At 57.4% G+C, this 22732-nt stretch carries 17 protein-coding genes; 8 read left to right on the forward strand and 9 right to left on the reverse strand.

Going from position 1 to position 22732, the window contains the following annotated elements; all coding sequences use genetic code 11:
* Positions 1–78 precede the first annotated feature (78 nt).
* Together GOX63_RS07710 and GOX63_RS07715 are read right to left on the reverse strand one after the other, a co-directional pair.
* Positions 79–1998, reverse strand: a complete 1920-nt coding sequence (locus GOX63_RS07710) for a DUF3604 domain-containing protein (RefSeq protein ID WP_170327439.1) — start codon at positions 1996–1998, stop codon at positions 79–81.
* A 129-nt stretch (positions 1999–2127) separates the two neighbouring features.
* Entirely contained in the window at positions 2128–3564 is a 1437-nt protein-coding gene (locus GOX63_RS07715) for a PLP-dependent aminotransferase family protein (RefSeq protein WP_170327438.1), read from the reverse strand.
* A gap of 60 nt (positions 3565–3624) precedes the next feature.
* Between GOX63_RS07715 and GOX63_RS07720 the strand changes: the two genes are divergently transcribed.
* Positions 3625–4275 carry a pyridoxamine 5'-phosphate oxidase family protein gene (locus GOX63_RS07720; RefSeq protein WP_170327437.1) on the forward strand — a complete coding sequence of 217 codons (651 nt, stop codon included), beginning with the start codon at positions 3625–3627 and terminating at the stop codon, positions 4273–4275.
* A 9-nt stretch (positions 4276–4284) separates the two neighbouring features.
* Complete coding sequence (locus tag GOX63_RS07725; RefSeq protein WP_170327436.1) at positions 4285–5028, forward strand: pyridoxine 5'-phosphate synthase; 744 nt, start codon at positions 4285–4287, stop codon at positions 5026–5028.
* Positions 5029–5150: 122 nt separating this feature from the next.
* Here GOX63_RS07725 and GOX63_RS07730 read toward each other — a convergent pair whose 3' ends face one another.
* From GOX63_RS07730 to GOX63_RS07750, 5 genes are all read right to left on the reverse strand, one after another.
* Complete coding sequence (locus GOX63_RS07730; RefSeq protein ID WP_170327435.1) at positions 5151–7385, reverse strand: CHASE2 domain-containing protein; 2235 nt, start codon at positions 7383–7385, stop codon at positions 5151–5153.
* A 92-nt stretch (positions 7386–7477) separates the two neighbouring features.
* Complete coding sequence (locus GOX63_RS07735; protein ID WP_254435886.1) at positions 7478–8359, reverse strand: FecR family protein; 882 nt, start codon at positions 8357–8359, stop codon at positions 7478–7480.
* A 356-nt stretch (positions 8360–8715) separates the two neighbouring features.
* A complete protein-coding gene (locus GOX63_RS07740) occupies positions 8716–10377 on the reverse strand; it encodes a GMC family oxidoreductase (protein ID WP_170327434.1) in 1662 nt (553 codons plus the stop codon).
* Positions 10378–10526: 149 nt separating this feature from the next.
* Positions 10527–12149: an AMP-binding protein gene (locus GOX63_RS07745; protein ID WP_170545420.1), complete on the reverse strand. Its 1623-nt coding sequence runs from the start codon at positions 12147–12149 to the stop codon at positions 10527–10529.
* A 35-nt stretch (positions 12150–12184) separates the two neighbouring features.
* Positions 12185–13360 carry an acyl-CoA dehydrogenase family protein gene (locus GOX63_RS07750; RefSeq protein ID WP_170545423.1) on the reverse strand — a complete coding sequence of 392 codons (1176 nt, stop codon included), beginning with the start codon at positions 13358–13360 and terminating at the stop codon, positions 12185–12187.
* Positions 13361–13463: 103 nt separating this feature from the next.
* Here GOX63_RS07750 and GOX63_RS07755 point away from each other — a divergent pair, with 103 nt between their 5' ends.
* On the forward strand, positions 13464–14345 hold the full coding sequence (locus tag GOX63_RS07755; protein ID WP_170545425.1) for a LysR family transcriptional regulator: 882 nt from the start codon (positions 13464–13466) through the stop codon (positions 14343–14345).
* A gap of 457 nt (positions 14346–14802) precedes the next feature.
* Positions 14803–15000 carry a transporter substrate-binding domain-containing protein gene (locus GOX63_RS07760; protein ID WP_302478368.1) on the forward strand — a complete coding sequence of 66 codons (198 nt, stop codon included), beginning with the start codon at positions 14803–14805 and terminating at the stop codon, positions 14998–15000.
* Between the two features lie 1342 nt (positions 15001–16342).
* Here GOX63_RS07760 and GOX63_RS07765 read toward each other — a convergent pair.
* Both GOX63_RS07765 and GOX63_RS07770 read right to left on the reverse strand, forming a co-directional pair.
* Positions 16343–18403 (reverse strand): adenylate/guanylate cyclase domain-containing protein, encoded by a 2061-nt coding sequence (locus tag GOX63_RS07765; RefSeq protein ID WP_367646738.1) that lies wholly within the window; start codon positions 18401–18403, stop codon positions 16343–16345.
* Positions 18404–19013: 610 nt separating this feature from the next.
* The gene (locus tag GOX63_RS07770) at positions 19014–19901 is read right to left on the reverse strand and encodes a LysR family transcriptional regulator (protein WP_170327429.1); all 888 of its coding nucleotides are present in this window, start codon (positions 19899–19901) and stop codon (positions 19014–19016) included.
* Positions 19902–19979: 78 nt separating this feature from the next.
* Here GOX63_RS07770 and GOX63_RS07775 point away from each other — a divergent pair, with 78 nt between their 5' ends.
* The 4 genes from GOX63_RS07775 (at position 19980) to GOX63_RS07790 (ending at position 22731) form a co-directional block, all read left to right on the forward strand.
* The gene (locus GOX63_RS07775; RefSeq protein ID WP_170545428.1) at positions 19980–20867 is read left to right on the forward strand and encodes an SDR family NAD(P)-dependent oxidoreductase; all 888 of its coding nucleotides are present in this window, start codon (positions 19980–19982) and stop codon (positions 20865–20867) included.
* Positions 20864–21241 carry a DoxX family protein gene (locus tag GOX63_RS07780; protein WP_170545431.1) on the forward strand — a complete coding sequence of 126 codons (378 nt, stop codon included), beginning with the start codon at positions 20864–20866 and terminating at the stop codon, positions 21239–21241. Before GOX63_RS07775 ends, GOX63_RS07780 begins: the two co-directional genes overlap by 4 nt.
* Before the next feature lie 28 nt (positions 21242–21269).
* Positions 21270–22058, forward strand: coding sequence for a nuclear transport factor 2 family protein (locus tag GOX63_RS07785; RefSeq protein ID WP_217356187.1), 789 nt, complete (start codon positions 21270–21272; stop codon positions 22056–22058).
* A 133-nt stretch (positions 22059–22191) separates the two neighbouring features.
* On the forward strand, positions 22192–22731 hold the full coding sequence (locus GOX63_RS07790) for a hypothetical protein (RefSeq protein ID WP_254435887.1): 540 nt from the start codon (positions 22192–22194) through the stop codon (positions 22729–22731).
* The last annotated feature ends 1 nt before the right edge of the window (position 22732 follow it).

Consider the following 22732-nt stretch of genomic DNA (forward strand, 5'->3'; position numbering starts at 1 on the left):
ATCCGTGGTCGCCTGCCCTTGGGGGGCAGGTCAAACGGTCTTCTGAAATCTAGCCCGGTTTCCAGGCTTGCTTACGGCTTAGCCGGGGGTGTACCAGATCGGCGAGGAATAGGCGCGTTCCTGATGGATCAGTTGCGCCTCTTCCGGCAGGTCGACACCAAATCGTAGTTTATCATACAGCACCCAGCGCGGTGTGGGGATTTCAAGAACGCGCACGTAGTAGAAGGCGCGCTCATTGGGGTCGAAATCCGGGTCGGTCCAGACGGTGACCAGTTCGGACGCGCCGATCGTGTTGCTCCAGCTTGCGGTGTCCAGATCCACGGTATTGCCGACCTCGGGCAGGCTGCCATCCTCGCCCAGTGCCCGGTCATCGGACCAGACGACGTTATAGACCTTCTCCTGCAGCGCGCCGTCTGCATCCAGCCAGCCCTTGACCACCTGAACCCGGTCCAGATTTGCGCCAATCGGGTCACGCAGGGCACCGATCAGAAAACTTGGGGCGCCATCTCCTTCGCGCGGGCGTAGATCGCTGCCCATCGGGACGCCTTTGGTATAGCCGACATCGGCAACCAGACGGGTCAGCAGGTCTTCTTCGGTGAAATCCCAGCCGCCAAAGAACCGCAGGCCAATCCGGGGGCCGGTGGTCGCATAGGTTTCCCGGCGCTTGAACGCATCGAAGATGGCCGCACGCGTGTTCTCGGCCGCCCAAACGGCGGTGTATCCCGACGCAACCAGCGTGTGGCCTTCAAACGCGCCCAGATCGCTTTGCACAAAGGGATGCAACACCCGCGTGGCCGAAGGCTCCGCGCTGACGGATTTACCGAAATAGTTCTCCTCCTCCGCAGTGGCCAGCGACGTATGGCTGTCGGTCGCGCCGCCCATCCCGAATTTATAGGGGTTCACGCCGAACTTTTCTTCCAACGCCAGACCGCGCTTCAGGGCCTCGCGCGCGTATTCGCCGGCCAGCATGTCCTCCGTCTTCAGTTCGGTGATATCGAGGTTGCCGACATCCCAGTTCTCATAATCGGCAAAGGGATCTTCTGGGCTGAGGAACGGGTGCGCCTCGCCATCGCCCTTGATTTGCGTGACCTCGTAGTGGGGCTCCCACTTGGCGCGGTTCTGCACGTATTCCTCGTCAACCTTGCCGCCGTGATAGGTGTCTTCGGTCGGGAACATCCAACCGTTCGACAGGTTGCCGTTATGAGCAAAAGCAACGGCCCGGCCGCCGGTTTTGGACTGGTATTCCTCAAGCCAGGCATAAAGCGCCTTTGGGTCAGTATCCCCATAGGGCGGTTGCGTCACCGGTGGCACCATCTGCAGTGCCCGGATCGGGCCATCCCGCAGCATCACGTTGCGGTGCAGGTTGAACCCCTTGGGGACCGAGGTCCATTCGAACCCGATGAAGGCGGTGAAATTGCCCGGATCGTTGTGGCGTTCAGCAGCCATGACAATCTGTTCCCACGTGAAGGCAAAGGCATCCGCGCCGGGGCTGTAGGATTCCAGCAGAAGCTCGGGCAGTGTCATTTGCGAGAAGTTGGTGATGATATCAAACGCCGCCTTGGCCGCGTCTTCGCCACCGGCTTTGTAGCCTTCATACCATTCCAAACCTTTCGGTTGAGCCAGAATGCCGGGATTGCCCGCCTGAAGATCGGGGGCAAAGCCCATCAGGTCGGTGTGATCGGTCAGCACCATCCAGTCCAGCGGTCGGGCCAGCCTGACCGGTTGGCCGGTCGAGGAAATGACCTGCTCGCCCTTGGCGAACCGCCAGGCGTCGTCCGGCAGCAAAGTGTTGCCAAACGCGCCCGCGTCCAGCGACAGCCCGGTATGCAGATGCGTGTCTCCCCACAGTGGACGTTCGGGGAAGGACCGGTTGGCATAGGGCGAGAACGGCCGCTCGGCAAAGGTCCCCTCGGCGGCTTCCTTGCTGGGAACTGCGTCCGCAAGCGCGCTTACCGGCAGGGTTGCCAAAGAAAACAAACAGAAAGACAGTCGAAGCATGTGATCCTCCCCCTCACAGACACCGCGAATCCAATTTACGAAAATATATATCTTGTTTTCATGATATCACGATGTTCGGTGAAGGTGGCAAAAACTTGGCCGGTCTCGGGGACAGCTTTGAACGACAGCTCAGGCTTGAGCGCGCAGGATGGTGATCAACCGCTCTGCTGCGTCTGAGAGCGTGTCCTCGTCAAAGGCCGCGTATCCAAGCAACAGCCCCTGCAGTTTCTCAGGCAATACGCAGTGCGCTGACAAGGCGCTGATGCGCAGGCCGTTTTGATCGGCCCGCTTGCTGATCTCAAGATCGGACATGCGGTCTATCAGTGGCGCTTTCGGCGACAGACACAAGTGCATTCCGGATGAATCGGGTTCAAGGTCCAAAAGGTCCGCGACCGGGGACAGAGTATCCAGCAGGTGGCTCTGCCGCCGGGCATAGACCCGCCGCATCCGTCGCAGGTGCATGGCAAACTCACCGCTGTTCATGAACGCCGCCAATGCGGGCTGTGGGATCAGCGAGGCGCGGGGACCGACACGGCCAAGATAAGCCAGTGTGTTGGGCAAAAATCTCTTGGGAACAACCATGTACCCAATCCTCAGCGCCGGGCTGACCAGTTTCGAAAAGCTGCCGAGGTAAATCGTGTTGTTCAGACCGTCCAGCCCCGAGAGCGAGGGCAAGGGTTGTCCGCGGTATCGGAACTCGCTGTCATAATCGTCTTCGATCACCAGCGCATCGGTATTCCGCGCCCAATCCAGCAGGGCAACCCGGCGGGACAGGGGCAGGCTCACCCCCGTGGGATAATGCCGCGAAGGGGTGACGATCGTAGCATGTGCACCTTGCGGAAGGCGGACTACATCCAGCCCGTCCTGATCGATGCGGACGGGGTGGGCGCTGTTGCCCGTGTCAGCAAGGATCGCGTGCAGTTTGGGCCAACAGGGATCCTCAACTGCGATCTGTTTGCCTGCGCCAAGCAGGCCGTGGAAAATTACCTCGAAAGCTTCGCGCGCGCCCGAGGTGATCACCACCTGACCGGGATCACAGGACAGGTGGCGCCACGCGGTCAGGTGGTCCGAGATCGCCTCGCGCAGCGGATACCAGCCCAGCGGGTCCGGGCGGGTTAACAATTCGGGCGTAGGGTCGCGCCATGCACGTTCAAGATGGCGCGCCCACTGCCGGTGGGGCAGCAGGGTTTGATCGGGCAACCCGGTTTGAAAGGGGCGCCACTCCTCGGTCACTGGACCGGCCGGACGCTGGATCGGCTGCGGCTGCGACAGATGGGTGATTTCGCTGGCGACGAAAGTGCCACTGCCCTGCTGGGTGATCAGATACCCCTCGCTAATCATCTGGTCATAGACTGCCTGAACCGTCGTGCGCGAGATCGAAAGCTCGGACGCCAAGGTCCGGCTGGCAGGCAGTCGCGCGCCGACCAGATCCGGAGATTTTGAGACAATGGACCGCAACGCATCCAGCAACTGGGCCTGCAATGACGCCTTAAGCGACGTATCCAGCGAGATCGCGAACAGGTCGCGGTGCAAATTGGCCTTAGAAAAAGTTTCAAAACTGGACATTTGATAAAACCCAATATCCGGGCATTACGCTCATAGCAAGAACAAACCCGAGCTATGACTATGAACGAGACACTGGATATCACCGACAGAACGCGCCTGCGCCGATCGCACGAGCGGGGGCATTTCGATCGCGCTACAATCAACCAGATTTTGGACGCGCAGCCTATGTGCAGCGTGGGTTACGTTATTGATGGCAGGCCTTTTGTCACGCCAACCCTGCAATGGCGCGAGGGCAACCATGTCTATTGGCACGGCTCCTCGGCCAGTCGCGCCCTGCGCAACGCGCGCGACGCGCAGGTGTGCTTGTCAGTGGCGATCCTTGATGGCTTTGTGCTGGCCCGATCGGGGATGCACCATTCGGTCAATTCACGCTCAGTCACGCTGTTCGGGTCAGCTTTCAAGATCGAAGACCCTGCGGAGAAACTGGAAAAGCTCGGCCGGTTTGTGGACGGCCTGTTTCCGGGCCGTTATGAAACCCTGCGGTCGGATCACGCGCAAGATCTGAAGGCGACCATGGTGTTGGGCATGGAGATTTCCGAAGGCAGCGCCAAGATCCGCACCGGCGGACCCAAGGACGAGGAAGAAGATTACGACTTGCCGATCTGGGCCGGGGTCATTCCCGTCCACACCACGGTCGGCGACCCGATTCCCGATCCGAGGAACATCGATGGCGTGCCACTGCCCGAGCACGTTCAATCCTTTCAGTTGTAAGGTGGGGCTATGACAGACCTTTCGGTAAACCTGAACGTCGCCGCCTTGCTTCGAAACCGGCGAGAGCACCCGTGGCCGGATGTGGTGGACTTGGGCCGGATCGCCCTTGTGGCGGGTGCTGCAGGTGTGACGGTGCACCCTCGGCCGGATGAACGCCACACCCGGCCCGGTGATGTGCGGGCGCTGCGCGCTTTGCTTGATGCCGAGTTTCCGGACCGGGAATTGAATGTCGAAGGTTATCCCGACCCGCGGTTTCTGGCGCTTGTTCACGAGGTTCGGGCGGATCAGGTGACACTTGTGCCGGATGATCCGGCGCAGGCGACAAGCGACCATGGCTGGGATTTCGAGGTGCAGGGCGAGATGCTTGCAGAGGTGGTTGCCGGGCTTAGGAAACACGGCCATCGCGTGTCGCTGTTCAGCGACCCGGAGGCGGCGCATATGGCTCATGCAGCCCAGACAGGGGCGGATCGGGTCGAATTCTATACTGGCCCATTCGGCGGTGCGTATAGCGATCCGGTCGCCGAAGAAAGGGAACTTAACCGTCTGGCCGACGCCACGGCCGCAGCCGAGGCGCAGGGCTTGATGGTCAACGCGGGGCACGATCTTACGGTCAGCGGCACACGCAAGTTGATCACCCGCATTCCGTCGATCTCTGAGGTCTCGATCGGCCATGCCCTGTTCTGCGATGCGCTGACATTCGGGATGGCCGAAACCGTTCGGCGCTATCTGGAATCCTGCGCGCCGTCCGAATGATGACGGTCGCCGGGAAACGGAACTGGTGAACAGGGCAAAACTGACAGGAAGAACGCGCCCCGGCCTTCGCGGCCCGGGCGCGCCGTGCCAGATGCGCCAGCTTGGTGGCCTGTTCGTACGCCTCAGGCAGTTGGTGTAGGTTCGCGATCGTGATGGCTGAAAATCAGTTGGCTGGATTGGAAGTCCGACCTAAAGTCTGCCGCTCGGCCGGACAGCGCGCCGTAGAAATTCAGCAGACCGGGTTCGATTTGACGTGCCTGTGCTATGCAATCCTCACAGATCATTTCGATCTGATCCGATGGCTTACGATCCCGAATGGCCTCGATCAGAACCTTGTGGGTTGCTTCCAGCCTCTGAAACGCGGGCGTATTCAGCATGGTTCTGTCGCCGACCAGAACAAATACAGGCTCAAGATCGGTTCGTCCTTTAAGATCGACAAACCCGGCCTCTAGCATGGCCATGTCTTGCCGTGTTTTCTCGTAAACCGAACAGGACACCAGAATGTCATAGTCGACATGACGGCAGCTTTGTTCGATCCGCGCGGCGACGTTCACCACATCCCCAATCACGGTGTAATTGAACCGGCGTTTGGACCCGATATTGCCGACGCAGGCCCGGCCGGTGGCACAACCCGTGGCCAGAGCGATCGGAGGCTGGCCCTTCATGACGTCCGAGGCATTGAAGCCGACCAGCGCCTGCCGCATCAGCAGCGCTGCTTGTGCCGCACGGCGGGGGTGGTCCTCGACCGGGAGCGGCGCGTTCCAGAAGGCCATCACCGCATCGCCGATGAACTTGTCGATGGTGCCCCGTTCCAGCAGGATCTGATCTCCGATCTGTGAAAACAACTGGTTCAGCAGCGTTACAAGATCCGTGGCCGACACCGACTCGGACAGTGGGGTAAAGCCCCGGATATCAGAGAACATAACGGTGATTTCCTGCGTTTCACCACCCAGTTGCAGCTGATGACCCGCCCCCTCCATCTCATCCAGGATTTCGGGCGCGACATAGTGCGAAAAGATCTGCCGGATCACGCGCTTTTCACGCTCGGTCGAAATGAACAGATAGCCCGCAAGAAGGCCGAAATTGGCCATGCCACCCATCAACGGAAAGGTGACATCGAACAGGATCAGCTGGTTCTGGAAGGCCAGCCAACTGATGGCAAGAACAACCGCTGCCGATGCACCGCCCGCCACGAATGAGGCCACAGCACCGAACCGGGCCATGACAGCCGTGACCACGATGCCCAGAGTGACGAAGGACAGCAATTCGAGGGCGGCAGTCACATCCGAGCGGCTCATCATTTCGCCGGTCAGGATCTGCTCCAGAATTTGAGCGTGGATCGACACACCCGGAACGGATTCACCCAGCGCCGTCTGGTGCATGTCGAACAGCCCCGCAGCTGAGGTGCCGACCAGGATGATCCGACCCTCGATTTCGGCGCGCAGGGCGGGGTTGTCCGGTTCCTGCATGATTTCGTCCGCCGACAGGTACAAATCCGGATTGTCGCGCCTGTACCGGACCCAGATTTCGCCGTTTTCCGTGGTTGGAAGGCGAAACTCTCCAATCTCGACCGCCAGCATGATACCCGCTTCGTCCGGCGTACCTTCGGCGATGATGACGGGCTCGCCCAGTGCGACCCTGAGCGCCTCGATCCCCAACCCGGGCAGTGCCCCGTCCGGGCCGCCCCACAGGACGGGAACGCGGCGTATGATGCCCATGCCGCCCAGAGGTGAAACATTGACCCCGCCGATGCCCGCCGCGCTGCGATCCAGCGGTGGGGCAGGGGGCGTCCAATGCGGGACCGAAACCAGACCCGCAGTTGGCGCTTCCCCGATTTCTATGATGCCGGCGTGGGGTGTGATGGCCCTGCCATCGCCGGATTGCCGGGCCGCGGCGCCCAGAACCACCGGCCAGTTGGCGACTTCCAATGCGAACAGCACGTCGTTGTCCAGTTTCGAGGCTTGATGGTCCACCGAAACTACACCGGCCAAAGAGGGGTCTTTCAGCAGCCGCGCGGGTGAGAATCTGTCGGGTTCGACAAAGAGCATGTCAAAGGCGATGGAGGCGGCGCCGTATTCGCCCAGGTTTTTGACCATTTGCGCCAGCAGGGTTCGTGGCCATGGCCATTGCCCCCAGTTTGCCAGCGACTGTTCGTCGATATCCACCACGCGCACGGGAAGGTCGGGGTTGTAGTCCCGTGGCGAAATGCGTTGCAGAAGATCGAAATAGATCATCCGCGTCATCCGCACCGGGTAAGGGTCAAGGACCCTGATGAAACACCCGAACAGGATCAGGCCAAGCCCCACAAGCTGAAAGGCTCGTCGTCGCCCCGTTCTTTCCTTGGGCTTTCCGGTCACGTTAGCCTCCGGATGCCGTGGTCAGCCCCGAACGTGCGGGTGTCGCCAAGACATCGCTTGAACTGGTCTCATCTAGCGGCGCCCATGTGTCTTCAGCCGCCGCTGTTACCGCCATTCCCGCCAGCGCCTCCGCCGCCGGGTGCGCCCCCGAATCCACCGGTGTCACCACCGCCGATTGTGCCGCCGCTTCCCGGACCGCCGCTGCCCGAGCCGCCCCCGATCGAACCGCCGCGCCCATCCCCACTGCCGCTGCTGGCACCGATATTGCCGCCATTACCATTGCCGCTGCCGGTATTGCCGCCGATGTTGCCGCCGTTTCCCTTGCCGACGCTTTGCCCCGATGGGGGTTCACTGCGCGATTCCGAAGCCGCGGCGCTTTGGACATCGCCTTGCTCGCTGCGTTCACGAGTGGGTTCGCGTGCCTCGGACCGTTGCGGTGGCGGCGGCAGGGTATCCGTTCCGCATCCTCTGACGTCTATCTGCAGGGGGGCCAGCAACTGTTCCTGCGACTGAACGAACGGGAACCCGTTTTCCAGCGCCTTGTCATAACTTTCCCGATCGACAGGACGCCCGACATTGCCAGCCTGCGTTGTTGCCAGCAGGCTGCACTGGCGCCCGGCTTCACGGCAATTACCGCTTTGCCCGCACATTTCTACCCGACCTTGCAGAACCAACATGGCGCTTTGAGTGCCGGGGACGACCCAAAGGTCGAAAGTTGTGCCGCGCACGGCCATGGTTGCGGTCGGTGTGTTGATGGAATAGGCGCGCTTTTTGCTCTTGCCGGAAATGAACCGAAAACTGCCACCCAAGGCCTGGACCGCGAAATTCTTGGCCTTTCGGTTGCCGCGCAGCATTGTCACATCCAGCATCATGCGCGCGTTCGGCCCAATGGCAATCTTGGTTTCATCAACGAAAACAAGCTGAACCACACCGCTGCGGTCGGTCGAAATTGAATCCCCCGAAGCAACCCCCATTCCAGCCCGCAACGGCTGGGTCTTTCCCGCGCGCGTGATTTGTGCGCCTTGTTTGACGCCGATGACTTTCCCGATTTCCGCTAAAATCTGCGTTGGCAGTAGCAAAACACTGCAAATAACGAGTAACGATCTCAACCAAGCCAAAACCAACTTCCTTCCCCCACAGGTGGTCCCGGGCGCATAGCGCCCGCCGCTCGGTTTGGCCTCAAGAAATTCGATTACATGAATTAGTATTTATTAAACACATACAAATATGCCTTATGACCTGCGCTTTTGGCAAGTTTTCTGTGCAAAATGTGTCGATGTTCTCGAAAAAAGATGTCGACCTGATCATGCCAGAAGAACTGCCTGCCGCGCTACCGGCCTTCCTGAATCCAGCGCGCGGCCTTTTCCGCGATCATCAGAGTCGGAGCGTTGGTGTTGCCGCTGGTGATCTCGGGCATGATGCTGGCATCGACCACGCGCAGACCCTTGATACCTTTGACCTTCAGATAAGGATCGACCACGGCGGTCGGATCGTCCTCGCGCCCCATCTTTGCCGTGCCTACGGGGTGGAAGATGGTGTTAGCGATGTCACCGGCCAGCTTCGCCAATTCCTCATCCGTCTGGAACTGAATGCCCGGTTTCCATTCCTGCGGCTTGTATTTCTGCATTGCGGGTTTGGACATGATCTCTCGCACCTGACGCAGGCTGTCGGCGGCGACCTGGCGGTCGTCATCCGTGTCCAAATAGTTCGGTGTGATCATCGGCGCGTCGGTGTATTTGTTCGACCGGATGCGCACATGGCCGCGGCTGCTCGGGTTCAGGTTGCAGACGCTGACGGTGATGGCCGGAAAATCGTGCAGGTCTTCACCGAATGCCTCAAGGCTCAGCGGTTGCACGTGGTATTCTAGGTTGGCATGGGCCCGGCTTGGGTCGGACCGGGTAAAGGCGCCCAACTGGCTCGGCGACATGCTCATGGGACCCGACCGTTGCAGCGCATATTGAAGGCCGATCTTGGCCTTGCCGACAAGGCTGTTGGCCAACGTGTTCAGGGTCTTGGCCCCGTCCACCTTGAACACGGCGCGAATTTGCAGGTGGTCTTGCAGGTTTTCTCCGACGGCGGGTGCGTCCAGCACCACGTCTATGCCGTGGGATTTCAAGAACGCGCCGTTGCCGATTCCCGACAGCTGTAGAATCTGTGGGGAATTGACGGCTCCGGCGGACAGAATGACCTCGGCCGAGGCGTTCACGGTCACCGGCTGCCCCGCGCGGCGCACAACGGCACCGGAACAGCGGGTTGCGCCATCGGGCGCGGTGTCGAAGGTCAGGCGTTCGACCTGTGCTTCGGTCCAGATGGTCAGGTTCTGACGCTCTTTCGCCGGGCGCAGGAAGCCTTTTGAGGTGCTCCAGCGCCAGCCCGACTTCTGGTTCACATCGAAATAACCAACTCCGGCGTTGTCACCCGCGTTGAAATCGTCGGTGGATTCGATCCCGGCCTCGTTCGCGGCTTCGGCGAACGAGTCCAGCACATCCCAGCGCAGGCGCTGCTTCTCCACGCGCCATTCGCCGCCATGCCCGTGCAGGTCCGAGAACCGGCTGTTGTCGCCGGTTACCGGATCGGCCCCGTTGTCCAGCTTGTAGTGGTTTTCGTGGGCCTTGAAGTCCGGGACCGAGTTTTCCCAGCTCCAGTCTTCTTCACCGCTCAGTTTGGCCCAGTTGTCATAGTCCCGTGCCTGACCCCGCATGTAGATCATGCCATTGATCGAGGAACACCCGCCTAGCGTCTTGCCGCGTGGATAGAGCAGCGCGCGACCGTTCAAACCTTTGTCGGGTTCGGTGTGATAAAGCCAATCGGTGCGCGGATTACCGATGCAGTACAGATATCCGACCGGGATATGAATCCACGGGTAGGTGTCCTTTTTCCCCGCTTCCAGCAACAGAACTCGTTTGGACGGATCTTTGCTGAGGCGATTGGCCAGTAGGCAGCCCGCGGTGCCCGCACCAATGACGATGTAGTCAAACGTTTCGACAGGCATGTTCAGGCTCCGGAGTCAGTGGGTTAGGGGCAGAAAGGAGGGCGCTATCGATGCGCCCTCCGACCGGCGCTGCAGGATACCGAGCCAGGGATCTTTGGCAACGTTCTTGCTGCGTGCGTCGTTGTTTTTCTGCGTGGTGATCGGACTTTTCAGGTCTCTGTCGATTTCATCTTGGCCCTGAGTTGGAACTTCTGAATTTTCCCGGTTGATGTCTTGGGCAGGTCCATGAACACCACGGCCTTGGGGGCCTTGAACCCGGCCAGATGCTCCCTGCAGTACGCTATGATTTCGTCAGCGTTTGCCTCTTGCCCGGGGCGCAATTCGACAAAGGCACAGGGCACTTCGCCCCATTTGGGATCGGGTTTGGCCACGACCGCAGCGGCCTGTACGGCTGGATGGCGGTAGAGAACGGCCTCGACCTCAACCGATGAGATGTTTTCGCCGCCCGAGATGATGACGTCCTTCAACCGGTCCCGAATCTGCATGTAGCCGTCCGGATTGACCACGGCGGCGTCGCCGGACCAGAAGCGCCCGTTGTCAAAAGCCTCGGCCGTGGCGTCGGGGTCCTTGTAATAGCCCTTCATGACCGTATTGCCGCGAATGGCGATCTCGCCCTGCGTTTCGCCATCCCGGGGGACGGTTTCCCCGCGGGCGCGGTCAATGACTGCAACGGAATCGACCATTGGAAAGGCAATGCCCTGTTGCGCTTGCAGACGAGCCTGTTCGCCCGGGTCTTCTGCAGCCCACTCTTCTTGCCAAAGGCATTGAGAGATATGGCCGTAGGTTTCGGTCAGGCCATAGACCTGCATGACATCCAGACCCATCGCCTTGGTCTTCTCAAGTACCGAAGGGGGCGGCGGTGCACCAGCGGTCATCACTTTGATGGCCGGGTCGAAGGGCTCGGCTCCGGTATAGTCCAGTTCGGCCAGCATCTGCAGCACAATCGGTGCCGCGCCCAGATGAGTCACGCCATGTTCGTGGATTGCGGTCATGATCTTGTCCGCGGCGGGTATTCGGGTGAACACCATTGTGCCGCCCTGCAGGGCCAACACCCACGGGTGCCCCCAGCCGTTGCAGTGGAACATCGGCACGACAGACAGGTAGACCGGATAGCTGGGCATCTGCCATGCGGCAACGGTGCCAAGAGCCATGAGGTAAGCGCCGCGGTGGTGATACACCACCCCTTTCGGGCGCCCGGACGTGCCCGATGTATAGTTCAACGCGATTGCATCCCATTCGTCATTGGGCAGAGCCGAACCATCGTGTCCGCCTTTGTTCAGAAGTTCGGAATAGTCCTGACCGCCGAGGCTTTCTCCACCCGCCGCATTGGGGTCGGCGATTTCCACAACTGGAATCTCACGACCCAGCAGGGCAAAAGCCTTGGCCAAAAGCGGCACCAGCTCACGGTCGACAATCACCAGTCTGGTGTCGGCGTGGTCCAGAATATAGGCAATCGTCTCAGGCTCCAGCCGCGTGTTCAGCGTGTTTAAAACGGCACCGGACAGGGGCACCGCGAAATGGAGTTCGAACAGTTCGGGAATGTTGGGGCAGAGAACGGAAACCGTGTCGCCCTTGGCAATACCCATTTCAGCCAACCCACGCGCAACCGCGCGCGCGCGCCGGACAACCTCGGTCCAATCGCGCCGAACGTCCCCGTAGATCACGGCCGTGCGGTGCCCGTGCAGGGCGTCCGCGCGGTTCAGGAATGACAGCGGGGACAGCGGCACATGGTTCGCCGCTGTCTTTTCCATCGCTTCAAAGTGTTTTTGCATGGTCAACCCTCCCAAACAGACCAGCGTGACTTGGCTCAGGTTTCTCCAAAACCCTTCGGAACAGGCAGGTCCGGCAAGGTTTTCGCCCGCTTCGCCAAACTGCGCCCGATCACGACCCGGCTGATTTCCGTGGTGCCATCAACGATTCGCAGCATCTGGCTGAGCCGCGACAGGCGGTCCAAACCATAGGGTTTGAGCAACCCCATCCCCCCAAGCACCTGCGTGCAGGTGTTGGCCGCCTTGACCGCCGCATCCGGGACAAACCGCTTGGCGTGCGCAGCCATCACGGGGCCTTCGGGCGTTCCAAGCGCATTTGCCGCCGCCCGGTACAACAGGCGCGAGGCCTCCAACTCGGTGGCCACATCGCCGAGCATCCATTGAATGCCGTCCAGGTCCAGATTCTTGCCGCCAAACATCTTGCGGTTTTTGGAATAGCTCAGCGCCGTATCCAACGCGGCCTGCATCAATCCGCAGCAACCAGAGGCGATGGACACGCGGGCGATGTCGATCGCCATCAGCGATCCCTGCAAGCCCTGACCGATCGGCAGGATGATATTGTCTTCCGAAACCACAACGTCCTTCATGTACATCTCGGACAGGGGCAGGAAGTTGTAGCTGGGTGTCTCATAGCGGGGCCCGAAGCTCAGGCCTGGAGCGTCGGCAGGGATGGCGATCATCGCCATATCCTGATGCCCGGGTTGGTCGGTTGTCTTCACCACGGTGAAATAGATATCCGCCTCACCCGCAAGGCTGACCCAGGCCTTTGCGCCATTGATGGTCCAGGTTCCGTCCGAGTTGATCACGGCGCGGCTGTACATGTTGGTCGCGTCAGAGCCCGATTGCGGTTCCGTCAAAGCGAAATTCGCAAGCTTCCGGCCAGACGTCAGGTCACGGGCCCACTGTTCCTTGAAGGCTTCGGTTCCATAGCCGCATCCGGCGAAGGTGCAGATATTGTGCATCGACAGCGCAAAGGCATAGGCACCGTCGGCTGTTCCCAGTTCCTCGTAAACCCGGATGCCGTCGCCAAGGGAAAGCCCCTGACCACCATATTCCTTGGGCGCATAGAGACCCGTTAGACCTGCTGCCCCTGCCTTGTCCGACGCAGCGCGGGGCCAAACCCCTGATTGGTTCCAGGCGTCAACATTCGGGGCAACTTCAGTGGCCGCGTGTTCACGCGCTACATTCAAAATTTTTTCGATTTCAGTAGACAAGCAGGACCTCCCAATTTCCGGTGTCTGAATATTTACGACTGTTTAAACCAGATTTTTCCTTTACAATATGTGGAAAATTCTGAACACGAGATTGAATTTTTCAATGACTGACAGTCTGCCGACACTCAAAGGTCTAAGGGCATTCGAAGAGGCCTACTGGCATGGCAGTTTCACGCTGGCAGCAAAGGCGCTGAACGTGCAGCAGCCGGCAATAAGCTATCAGATCAAACAGCTTGAGCAGGATCTGGGCATCGCTCTCTTTGAGAAATCGCACGGTCGTCTGGTCCCGACTCCGGACGCGAGTGAGCTGTACGACACTGTCTCACGAGCTTTTCGAAGTATACGAACGACGGCGGCCCGGATTCGGGCGAAAGACGGCGATGGGATATTCACAATCGCGACCTATCCAGGAATCGGAACCTACTGGTTGTCTTCGCGCCTGCCCGAACTGTCGGAACGGTTGGGTGTTCAGGTAAAGGTGATCACTCTGGTCAAAGACGCGGACCTGTTTCCGGAACCGGCAGATTGTTGGATACTCTTCGGTCAGGGCCACTGGCCGGGATTTGAGGCCCGAAAGCTGATTGACGAAACCGTTTGCCCCGTCGCGTCCCCCAGCCTGATCGAACGATACCGGCAACCGGATGGCAGCATTGATGTGTCCAACATTCCGTTGATCGAACAGGAAGACCCGGAAAGGCGCTGGCTGAGTTGGGAGGCATGGCTGGATCGCTCTGAAGACGATTGGCGTCTTTCCGACAACCGGGTTGTGGTCAACGACCACGGCATGGCGCTGCATCTTGCCCTGACCGGGGCCGGAGTCGCGCTTGGGTGGACGGGGATCATACAGGACCTGATCGACGGCAAGAGCCTGGTTCCCATGTCGACCCACCATGCGCGATCGGATTTCGGATATTGGGTTCTTGGCCGGGAAGGTTTTTGGGAAACGGCTCAGGGGCGGTTGGTCATAGACCTTTTGAGAAACTGATGGCGCAAGGCAGGGGGTCACGAGGGGTCCGGCATCAGATGCTGACCCGAGGTCGGTGGCACAACGGGGCGTTTCGCGAACCTGTAGCCAGCTCCGGATCTGAAACGTGGAAATCGGTGCAAACAGCTGTGTCTGGTGCGGTTTCCAAAGGTTCCAGGTTCATTGGTTTTCAGCCAGGATAGATTGCTCGTGATGCACCCTGAACCGAGCAGCATGAAAACGGCGCGTTTGTGAGAGGCGCCTTGGATCATGACAACCTCTGAGCAATTCATAAGCGATCAGGCTGTCGGTGATCAGACACCCATAAGGACCCCCGCCAAGCGCAAATGCGAAGGGAGAGAATTGTGTTTGCGAAACTGGCCGCTTTGGTCTTCACGAACTCGCCACTGCGCTTTGCAAGTGGATGGACGTCAAATGCGAATGGATCACATTCGATTGAGACGGAAATGCTCCAACCCTGATCGCAGACAAATTCGACACGATCATCGCTTCGATGACGATCACCGATGCGCGTAGCAAGGTCGTCAGCTTCTCTGACCCCAATCATTTCAACTCAATCCGCTTTGTTGCGGCGAAAGGCCATGGTCTGGCGAACGCATTGCCCGCTGACCTCAAAGGACTGATCACCCACGCAATCCGCAACCGGGGAAGTTGATATTCGGGCGCAATACTTCCGATTGTTTGGATGGCCTATTCCAAGGCTGGTGGGACGATCATGGGAACCTCGGCTGTCATCTGAGGGTGCGATCAAGGTCGGCTTGAAGGGTTGCAACGAAACATGGCGGCAGCAACGTAAACGGCGGTAAAGGGCCATTCAGGCGGCTTTTCGAAACCCGCTTTCCGCACAAAGCAGACTTGGGTGGATAGTGCCGTATTGTGCTTGTGCACATCTGTCTCAAGGTCAGTAGTCAAATGGAATTTGAGGGGGCGGGAGGTCTTGGATTTGTTCTAGGCCCTTTATGCCACTGCCTTTGATTCCAGAGGAATGGGGTTCGATCAGTTCAAAACTGAAACAATATTGAAAGGTGTTTTCTTCAACTGGACTGCCGTAGGTGAATCAGTTTGCTCAGATCGTTTTTCCGACTGAGCAGGGTTTGGAAAGCTTTGACATATCTTACCCAAAACTGATGCTTTTCGGTGCGAATTGACGCGATTCCAAGGGGTTCCGAGGTTTCAAAGAAAAATTTTAAGTCACTCAGAATTGGCCTTGTATTTCCAGCGTTTGCAAGGATATACCGCGTCGGCGGAGACGTGGCCGAGTGGTCGAAGGCGCTCCCTTGCTAAGGGCCGCGCCAACTCCAAAAAACCCCTTTAAATCAAGCCATTAAGCAAAACGCGCGCCCCTGTTGCACCAGATTTGCACCAGATCCGCTGCACGTCGCGAATGTCACGCCGCGCGACCTCGCCGCACACCCCGATCTCGCACCTGCTTTAGGCTTGGATAATGCGCTCGCATGGGCAAGCGGTCTCGCGGCGGCTCTGGAAGGGCCGTGCGCCGCGGCGTCTCAGCCCGCTGTTCGTCGATGGGTCGATGGGCTGGCCGCCCCGATCACGCGCTCTCAAGCTGCTTGGCACCGGCGTTTGCCCATTGGCGGCGGGACATGCGTGGTGCTCTTTCGGCGCTACCCACGGCCTGCGGCCCTTGGATCTGGGAGCCGATCGATTTTAAGGAGCACGAACAACTCGGGCTATTCGACTGAATCTCAACACAATGCGAAAAGGAGGAGTTCCAATGGCAGACCCTTTCAAAGATCATCAACCCGGGTTGGATAGCAACACCGGCAACCTGTGCGAGATCACCCCGTCCGATGTCGTGGATAGCTGTACTAGCATAAACTGGGTGGAGGCCACACAGCCGCCGTTCACTGCGGTTGCAGCATCCAGCACATCGAACGGCAGAATTGAGCAGCAAAGCATACCTTGCATTTGTTTGTCGCTGCAAAAACTCTCTCTGTTCCAATCTTCAAAAGACAATAAGAGTTTGCGAGCCCCACAAACTACCGCTTCTTATTGGTGTTCGTAACTGCGTTCCAATCTTCCGGTGGCGGATTCTCCAACAAAACTTGGGCGCGGGACATCATGACCACCGAGGCGGGATCTCCGTTTCGTTCTTGATCAGCGGCCTTAAAGGCAGCAACAGCTTTTTCAAACTGCCCTGCTCGATAGTGTGTAAGGCCTTCTTTGTAGGGCTCAATCCACGCAAGCGATCCGGCAATCCCATCCGCCATCGCAATCAGTTCGTAGACCACCAACTCCTTTGTGCGCCCAAATACTGTTAGCGTGTCCAGCTCACGCACCACGATCGTATCAGCCGCTTGGCGTCGGGTTTCTGGACCAATCAGGATAAGCGTGTCGTAATCCTTGTTGGCCGCCTCTAACCGGCTGGCAACGTTTACCACATCGCCAATTGCAGTGTAATTCAAACGCTGCTCTGACCCTATGTTGCCGACCAGAGCGTCGCCACTATTTAGCCCGATCCTGACGCGCAGGGGGTTGCCAGAGTCGTCTTCAATTCCGGCCTCCTCTACAGCGGCGACAAGGTCCAGTGCCGCGCGACAGGCGTTTTCGGCGTGGTTGGTATCCTTGCGCGGCGCGCCCCAGAAGGCCATCACAGCATCGCCCATGAATTTGTCGATAGTTCCCCCATTACGAGCGATGGCCGCAGAAGACGCGTTAAAGAAAGGTTCCATCATTTGGACGATTCTGGGGCCAAGTTTTTCAGACAGGCCTGTGAAACCCGTGACATCGCAAAAAAGCACGGAAATCTGCTTTATGTCTCCGCCTGGCTGAGTCTTGATGCCCTCGGCAACCAGCATGCGCACCAAGTCGGTAGGTACATACTTGCGGAATGCTGATAGACCTGCAGCCATACTTGCGGTTGCAGCAGAGAGGTTTTCAAGCTCAGAGAGTTTGGAGGGCCTGCGCGAAACACGTTCGACGTCAAAGCGTTCTATTTTGCTCAGGTCTTCGGCGATATATGCCAATGGATTTGCGACGACAGTGCGAACCAACCAGATAGCCAATCCTGTGGCAACAGCAACCACACCGATCAGAATATAGATCAGGTTTATCAGCGTTTTGTCTATTTCCGAAAGAAAGGCAGCTTCAGGGATGACGGTGGCAACGCGCCAGCCGTAGAACCCCAATGGCGTCAGAGCAACCGCGTAAGGCACACCTTCGATGACAACGCGCTTAGACAACGAACCGGAGGCGTTCGTTGTGGGGTCACCCAACAGCTTTTCACCGGCGATCTTGGCGACCTCATAAAGCTCACCCTCACCCATGCGTGCGGGTATGACCTCATCTGCTTCTGCATCGGGTACCGCGATCACTTTACCATCGGCATCCAGAACAAACGCTGCGCCGAATTCACCGGGCGTAAGAGTCGCCAGAAAGCGCGAAAGCCGATCCGTTTCGATCGCCACGGCCAGAACGCCTTGCCGCTTTCGGTTGACGTCTATCGGACCAGCAAATGTGTAGACAGTTTTGTTACTCTCCGGGAGGTCGCGCGCTTCAATCCATCCCGTGGACTCAAGGCCCATAGAGTTTTTAAACCACGCATGTTCGCGTGGATCGTAGGATGTTTCGGTAAAGGTTCGCTCCTCGAACTGGATGTCTCCTGGAATGAAGATATAGCGATCCTTCCGCAACATCCTTTCACGGATATCCTTGTCGATTTCAATCATCTCAAGCCCGCCGTCACCTAAACGATGTGACGCGAAAAAATTCCCATCGGGCCAACCGAAGAAAATCCATGAAATATTCGGTTGTGCCTGCAATTGTGATAAAAACACGAACTCTCTTTTGTCGGCTTGTCGCGTCGCGATAACGTTCTGGACAAATATCGTGCGTACGGCTGCCCAGGCTGCTTCGGCCGACCTGAGCGTTACGCCCACCTCTATACGAACGGTGTTTGCAATTTGACTGTTGATCTCGGCTGCGAGCATGCGGCTGTTGTCATGCGCTATTTTCCACCACAGGGAGTGAACTATAACCGTCGACACGCCGATGGATATAGCCACAAGTATTGATACAGCGATGCCTACGCTAATTCGCACTAATACTCCGCAAGTAGCGACATGTGCTTTAGTATTGAGTTGAGACAGTTCGAAGAGCAAAGCTTACTTCGCTTTAATGCTGAAAACTCACGCAACTGTTAAATTCAACAAAAAGATTTGCCTGTGAAGCGATTACCGGAGCAAGTATTCGGCTTTAGTTAATTGCCCACACCGAAACAGGAAAATACACATGAAGTTGTCGCAAGGTTTCGACCATTGACCTTCGCGGCTTTAGCGCCTGTTTGGCAAGCGGCCACCAAGCAGGCATTCGCCGCGATTGCAGCGCCGGTCACTTCAAATGGCAGCAATGCGCAGAAAGCGGACTTTGCAAATATTCGGCGTGCAGCCCAGAGCTGTCGTCGGGCAGGTTATCCGGATGCTGTTGACGTAGTTCGCGGAGCCGACATTCGAGCACGACGAAGCTGATCTACGGGAGGCTGTAGTCTAGTCTCTGGGAAATCAGAAATCTGCGGTAAACTCAGTAGGATCGAATTTGATTAACAAGAACCAACGCTGCCCTTGAAGTTCTCCTTCCTACGAGGTTGGCGTACAACATTACTGGCCTCATTGCACAGTTGGCGCCGAAGAACAGTACTAGATCCAATAAACGCTATGTTTCCAGCTGGCTACGGATCCAGCCGAGAAGGGGAGATCGTGCGTCTCGCTCATGCCAAATTGCACGGATTCCCAATTCCGGCAGAGGAAAAGGGCAATCGCGCGTGACTAGGTTCATGTTGTTGGTAGCAGCTTGGGCGAGCGTCTCCGGCACAAAAGCGATTAGATTTGTTCTTTCCAGGAAGGCCGGTTGAAGATGCAGATTATCTGTCACCAGCCCAATTTGGCGTGGGGGCAAACCCTGATCCCTGCCATAAAGGTGAACTGGATCATCTTGTTTGGCCATCAGGTTCAGCCGGACATGTGGATATAGGAAGACCGTCTCAGCATTCCAACTGTTCAACGCTGGGTGGGTTCGGTCTAATAGGCACACAAGGCGCTCGCGCAGCAGCAGCTTTTGAAGAAACTTCGGATTTGCCTGAAGTCCTGCGCCAATAATCAAATCGGCATCACCGGTATCCAGCATTTGGTAGCTGTGATCGGAATAGCTGTTAATTTCGAACACGACCCCTGGTGCCTGCTGTCGAATACGCCGAACAGCGTTTGCAAGGAAACTAGTGGCGATAAAATCATGGGCATGGATGCGAATAGTCTCAGTGGCGTTTTCAGGTGAGAACGTCACTGGCGCAGTCAGCACGCTGATCTCAGAAAGGATCGTGTTTAACCGCGCCGCAAGGTCCAGAGTGCGCGTCGTAGGCACCATTTCGCGCCCTTGCTTGACGAACAGAGGGTCGTCAAACACGCGGCGCAGCCTTGCCAGAGTGTGACTCATGGCAGGCTGCGTTACGTTCATTCGCTGCGCAGCACGTCCGACATGCCGTTCCGAGATGAGGGCTTGCAGAGATTTCAGTAGATTAAGATCAAGTCCATCAATTCCATTCATACTAGGAAGAAATAATGATTATTTCTAATTATGTCTATTGATTGCCATTTTCCTCTCGACCACAAGAGGAACGGAAAGATGAATATTCTGATCACTGGGGCCAGCAGCGGCTTCGGAAAAGAAATGGCCATCAGACTCGCAGACGAAGGTCATTCTGTATTTGCCGGAATGCGTGCTTTGAAGGGGCGAAACGCCGACGTGGCGGCCAGTCTGGAGGCAGTATCCGGGCAAATTTTCCCTATTGAACTGGATGTCAGCAGTGACGCCGGCGTAGACAGCGCGATTGCCAATCTGATGTTAAAGCTGGATGGCCCACTTGATGTCGTGATCAACAATGCCGGGATATATGTTGGCGGACTCAACGAGACCATTTCTTCGGCACGATTTCAGAACATGCTGAATGTGAACGTGCTGGGACCAGTTCGCGTGCTGCGCTCCGTGCTTCCTAATATGAGGGACCAGGGCTTTGGCACGGTGATCTGCATCACCAGTGACATATCCCGGTTAGCTTTGCCGATGAGCGGTTTTTACTCAGCCACTAAAGCGGCGCTGGAACTAGTCGCCGAGACCTATGCGCTTGAACTCGCCCCTTTAGGACTGGAATCTCTTATCGTTCAGCCCGGTGCATTTGACACTGGCATCATGCAGAAATCTCCGCCAACGGATGAACCGAAACGCATGGCTGGATACGGCCCAACTTTGGAACAAGCACAGGCGATGGCTAGACGCTTCATAGGGTTGGCGCAAAAAAGCTTTGTTGAGGCGTCCCCTGCAATGGTTGCCGATGCCGTCGCCGATCTGTTGAACCTGCCCTACGGCAAAAGACCATTGAGAACTATTGTCGACCCGTCGGACATAGGCGCTCTAGCCAACGCAATGAATGCTGCCGCAGCCACCAAGCAGGAGAGGTTTCAGGACGCTCTCGGCGCCGAATTCTCCTTCCCCGTTCAGGAGGCTGCGGAATGAATGTGATCACTGTTTTCGTCGGATTGCTGTCCGTCTTCTTCCTCTTCGCAAGCTCGATCAAGATCTTCGGCTGGCAGAAGTTCATATTCGAGACCCAACTGGCGATGTTCATCAAGTATGGGTTAAATCGGCAGATCATGGCCTTGGTTGGCGTGGTTGAATTGTTTGGTGCAATCGCGATCTGGTTTCAGGGATCCTGGGTCGGAACTTTAGGCGCGCTGGCTATTCTTGGCGCGTCCATCGGCGCAATTGGCTGCCATCTGATCTGGGACACCTGGAAAGAAGCTGTTCCTGCCATGGTCACAGGCACCTTGTCCGCTATCGTAGCTTGGTCTGGCCGTGAAACGGTGTTGAGCGTTGTTGGTATTAGCTAAAACCAGTCTATGACACAGGAGTCATGTTGTGACTGACAGTATTCGCGTGGCAAATGCCAAGGGCCTTTATCTGAAAGGCATTCGAGACGGCAAAATGGTCGAAGCGCTCGATAAATATACCGGGGATCGCTACACGCAACACTCAACGGGTGTACGCGACGGTAAAGAAGGTTTCATCGAGTTCTTCACGCCTTTTCTTGAGCGGAATCCGGTGCGCGATATCCAGGTTCTGTGCACCATCGAGGATGGAAACTTCGTATTCGTACATGTTTATCAAAGCCTCAACGATGGTGAAGCGCAGTGGGTGACGGCCGATATCTTTGATACCGACGAGGACGGTAAAATCGTCGAGCATTGGGATGTGATTGCCGCGTATAAATGGCCCACCGTCTCGGGCCGCAGCATGGTGGACGGCCCAACCGAAATCGAGGATCTCGAATTCACCGAGGCCAACAAGACCGTGGTGCAAGGGTTCATCGACAATGTCCTTATGGCAGGGCGCACCGATCTTGTGAATGACTACATATCGACCGAGAAATACGATCAGCACAACCCAGAAATAGCCGACGGATTGGGAGCATTCTCCAAGCACCTTGGAGCGGTGTCGAAAAGTGGAAAAACCGCCCATTACGTCAAAGTTCACCGACTACTCGGCCAAGGAAATTTCGTGGTTGCCTTTAGCCATGTAAAACAAGATGAGAACGACTGGGCCGTCTTTGACTTGTTCCGGCTCAAGGGTGGAAAGATCGTCGAACATTGGGATGTTCAGGAACGGATTGGTCCAAAGGAGACCTGGAACAACTCTGGCAAATTCTAGGGGAGGAGGCAGTCATATTTTCTCTGGTAGGGGTTTAAGATGATTGCTTTTTCAGGGCTAGGGCGTGTTGACGCCGGCTCAACATTCCAGAAACTGAATGGTTGTATTTGATTAACCCCGCGCGATACTCTGAATGCAGCTTTATATCTTCGGAACAAGTGTGGGGCATCGAATGAACAAGTTGGCGCTGACAGCAATGGCATTGATCTCCACTGGCGCGGTGTGGGCCGCCGGTATGGAACGGTGGGGCGAATCCGGGGACTGGACAATCCTGATTGATCCTGAAAAGGGCAACGGGTGTCTCGCGTGGAAACCGTTTGAAAATGACATGACCGTTGAAATTGGCGCAGCGCCCAATCAGGCCGGCGGCTTTTTTGCCGCTTTTAATCCGGCCTGGGTTCAAATCGAGGACGGCACGACCGGGGTAGTACAGTTCGACTTTGGTGATGCGAAATTCGAAGGTGAAGCGGTTGGTGTCTTCAAGAATGGCGTGCCCGGTGGCTACGCATTTTTCGACAACCCGGCGTTTGTAACCGAGTTTGGAAAACGCCAAAGCGTTACGATTATAGGCGAAAGCGGGACGGAGGTTGAACTCGACCTCAGCGGGTCTGCAAAAGCCATTGAGGCGGTTCTGACGTGTCAGGCTGAACAGCCGGAACCACTGAAGAACTAGG

This window comes from Ruegeria arenilitoris (genome assembly GCF_013031355.1).
Lineage (GTDB): Bacteria > Pseudomonadota > Alphaproteobacteria > Rhodobacterales > Rhodobacteraceae > Ruegeria > Ruegeria arenilitoris_C.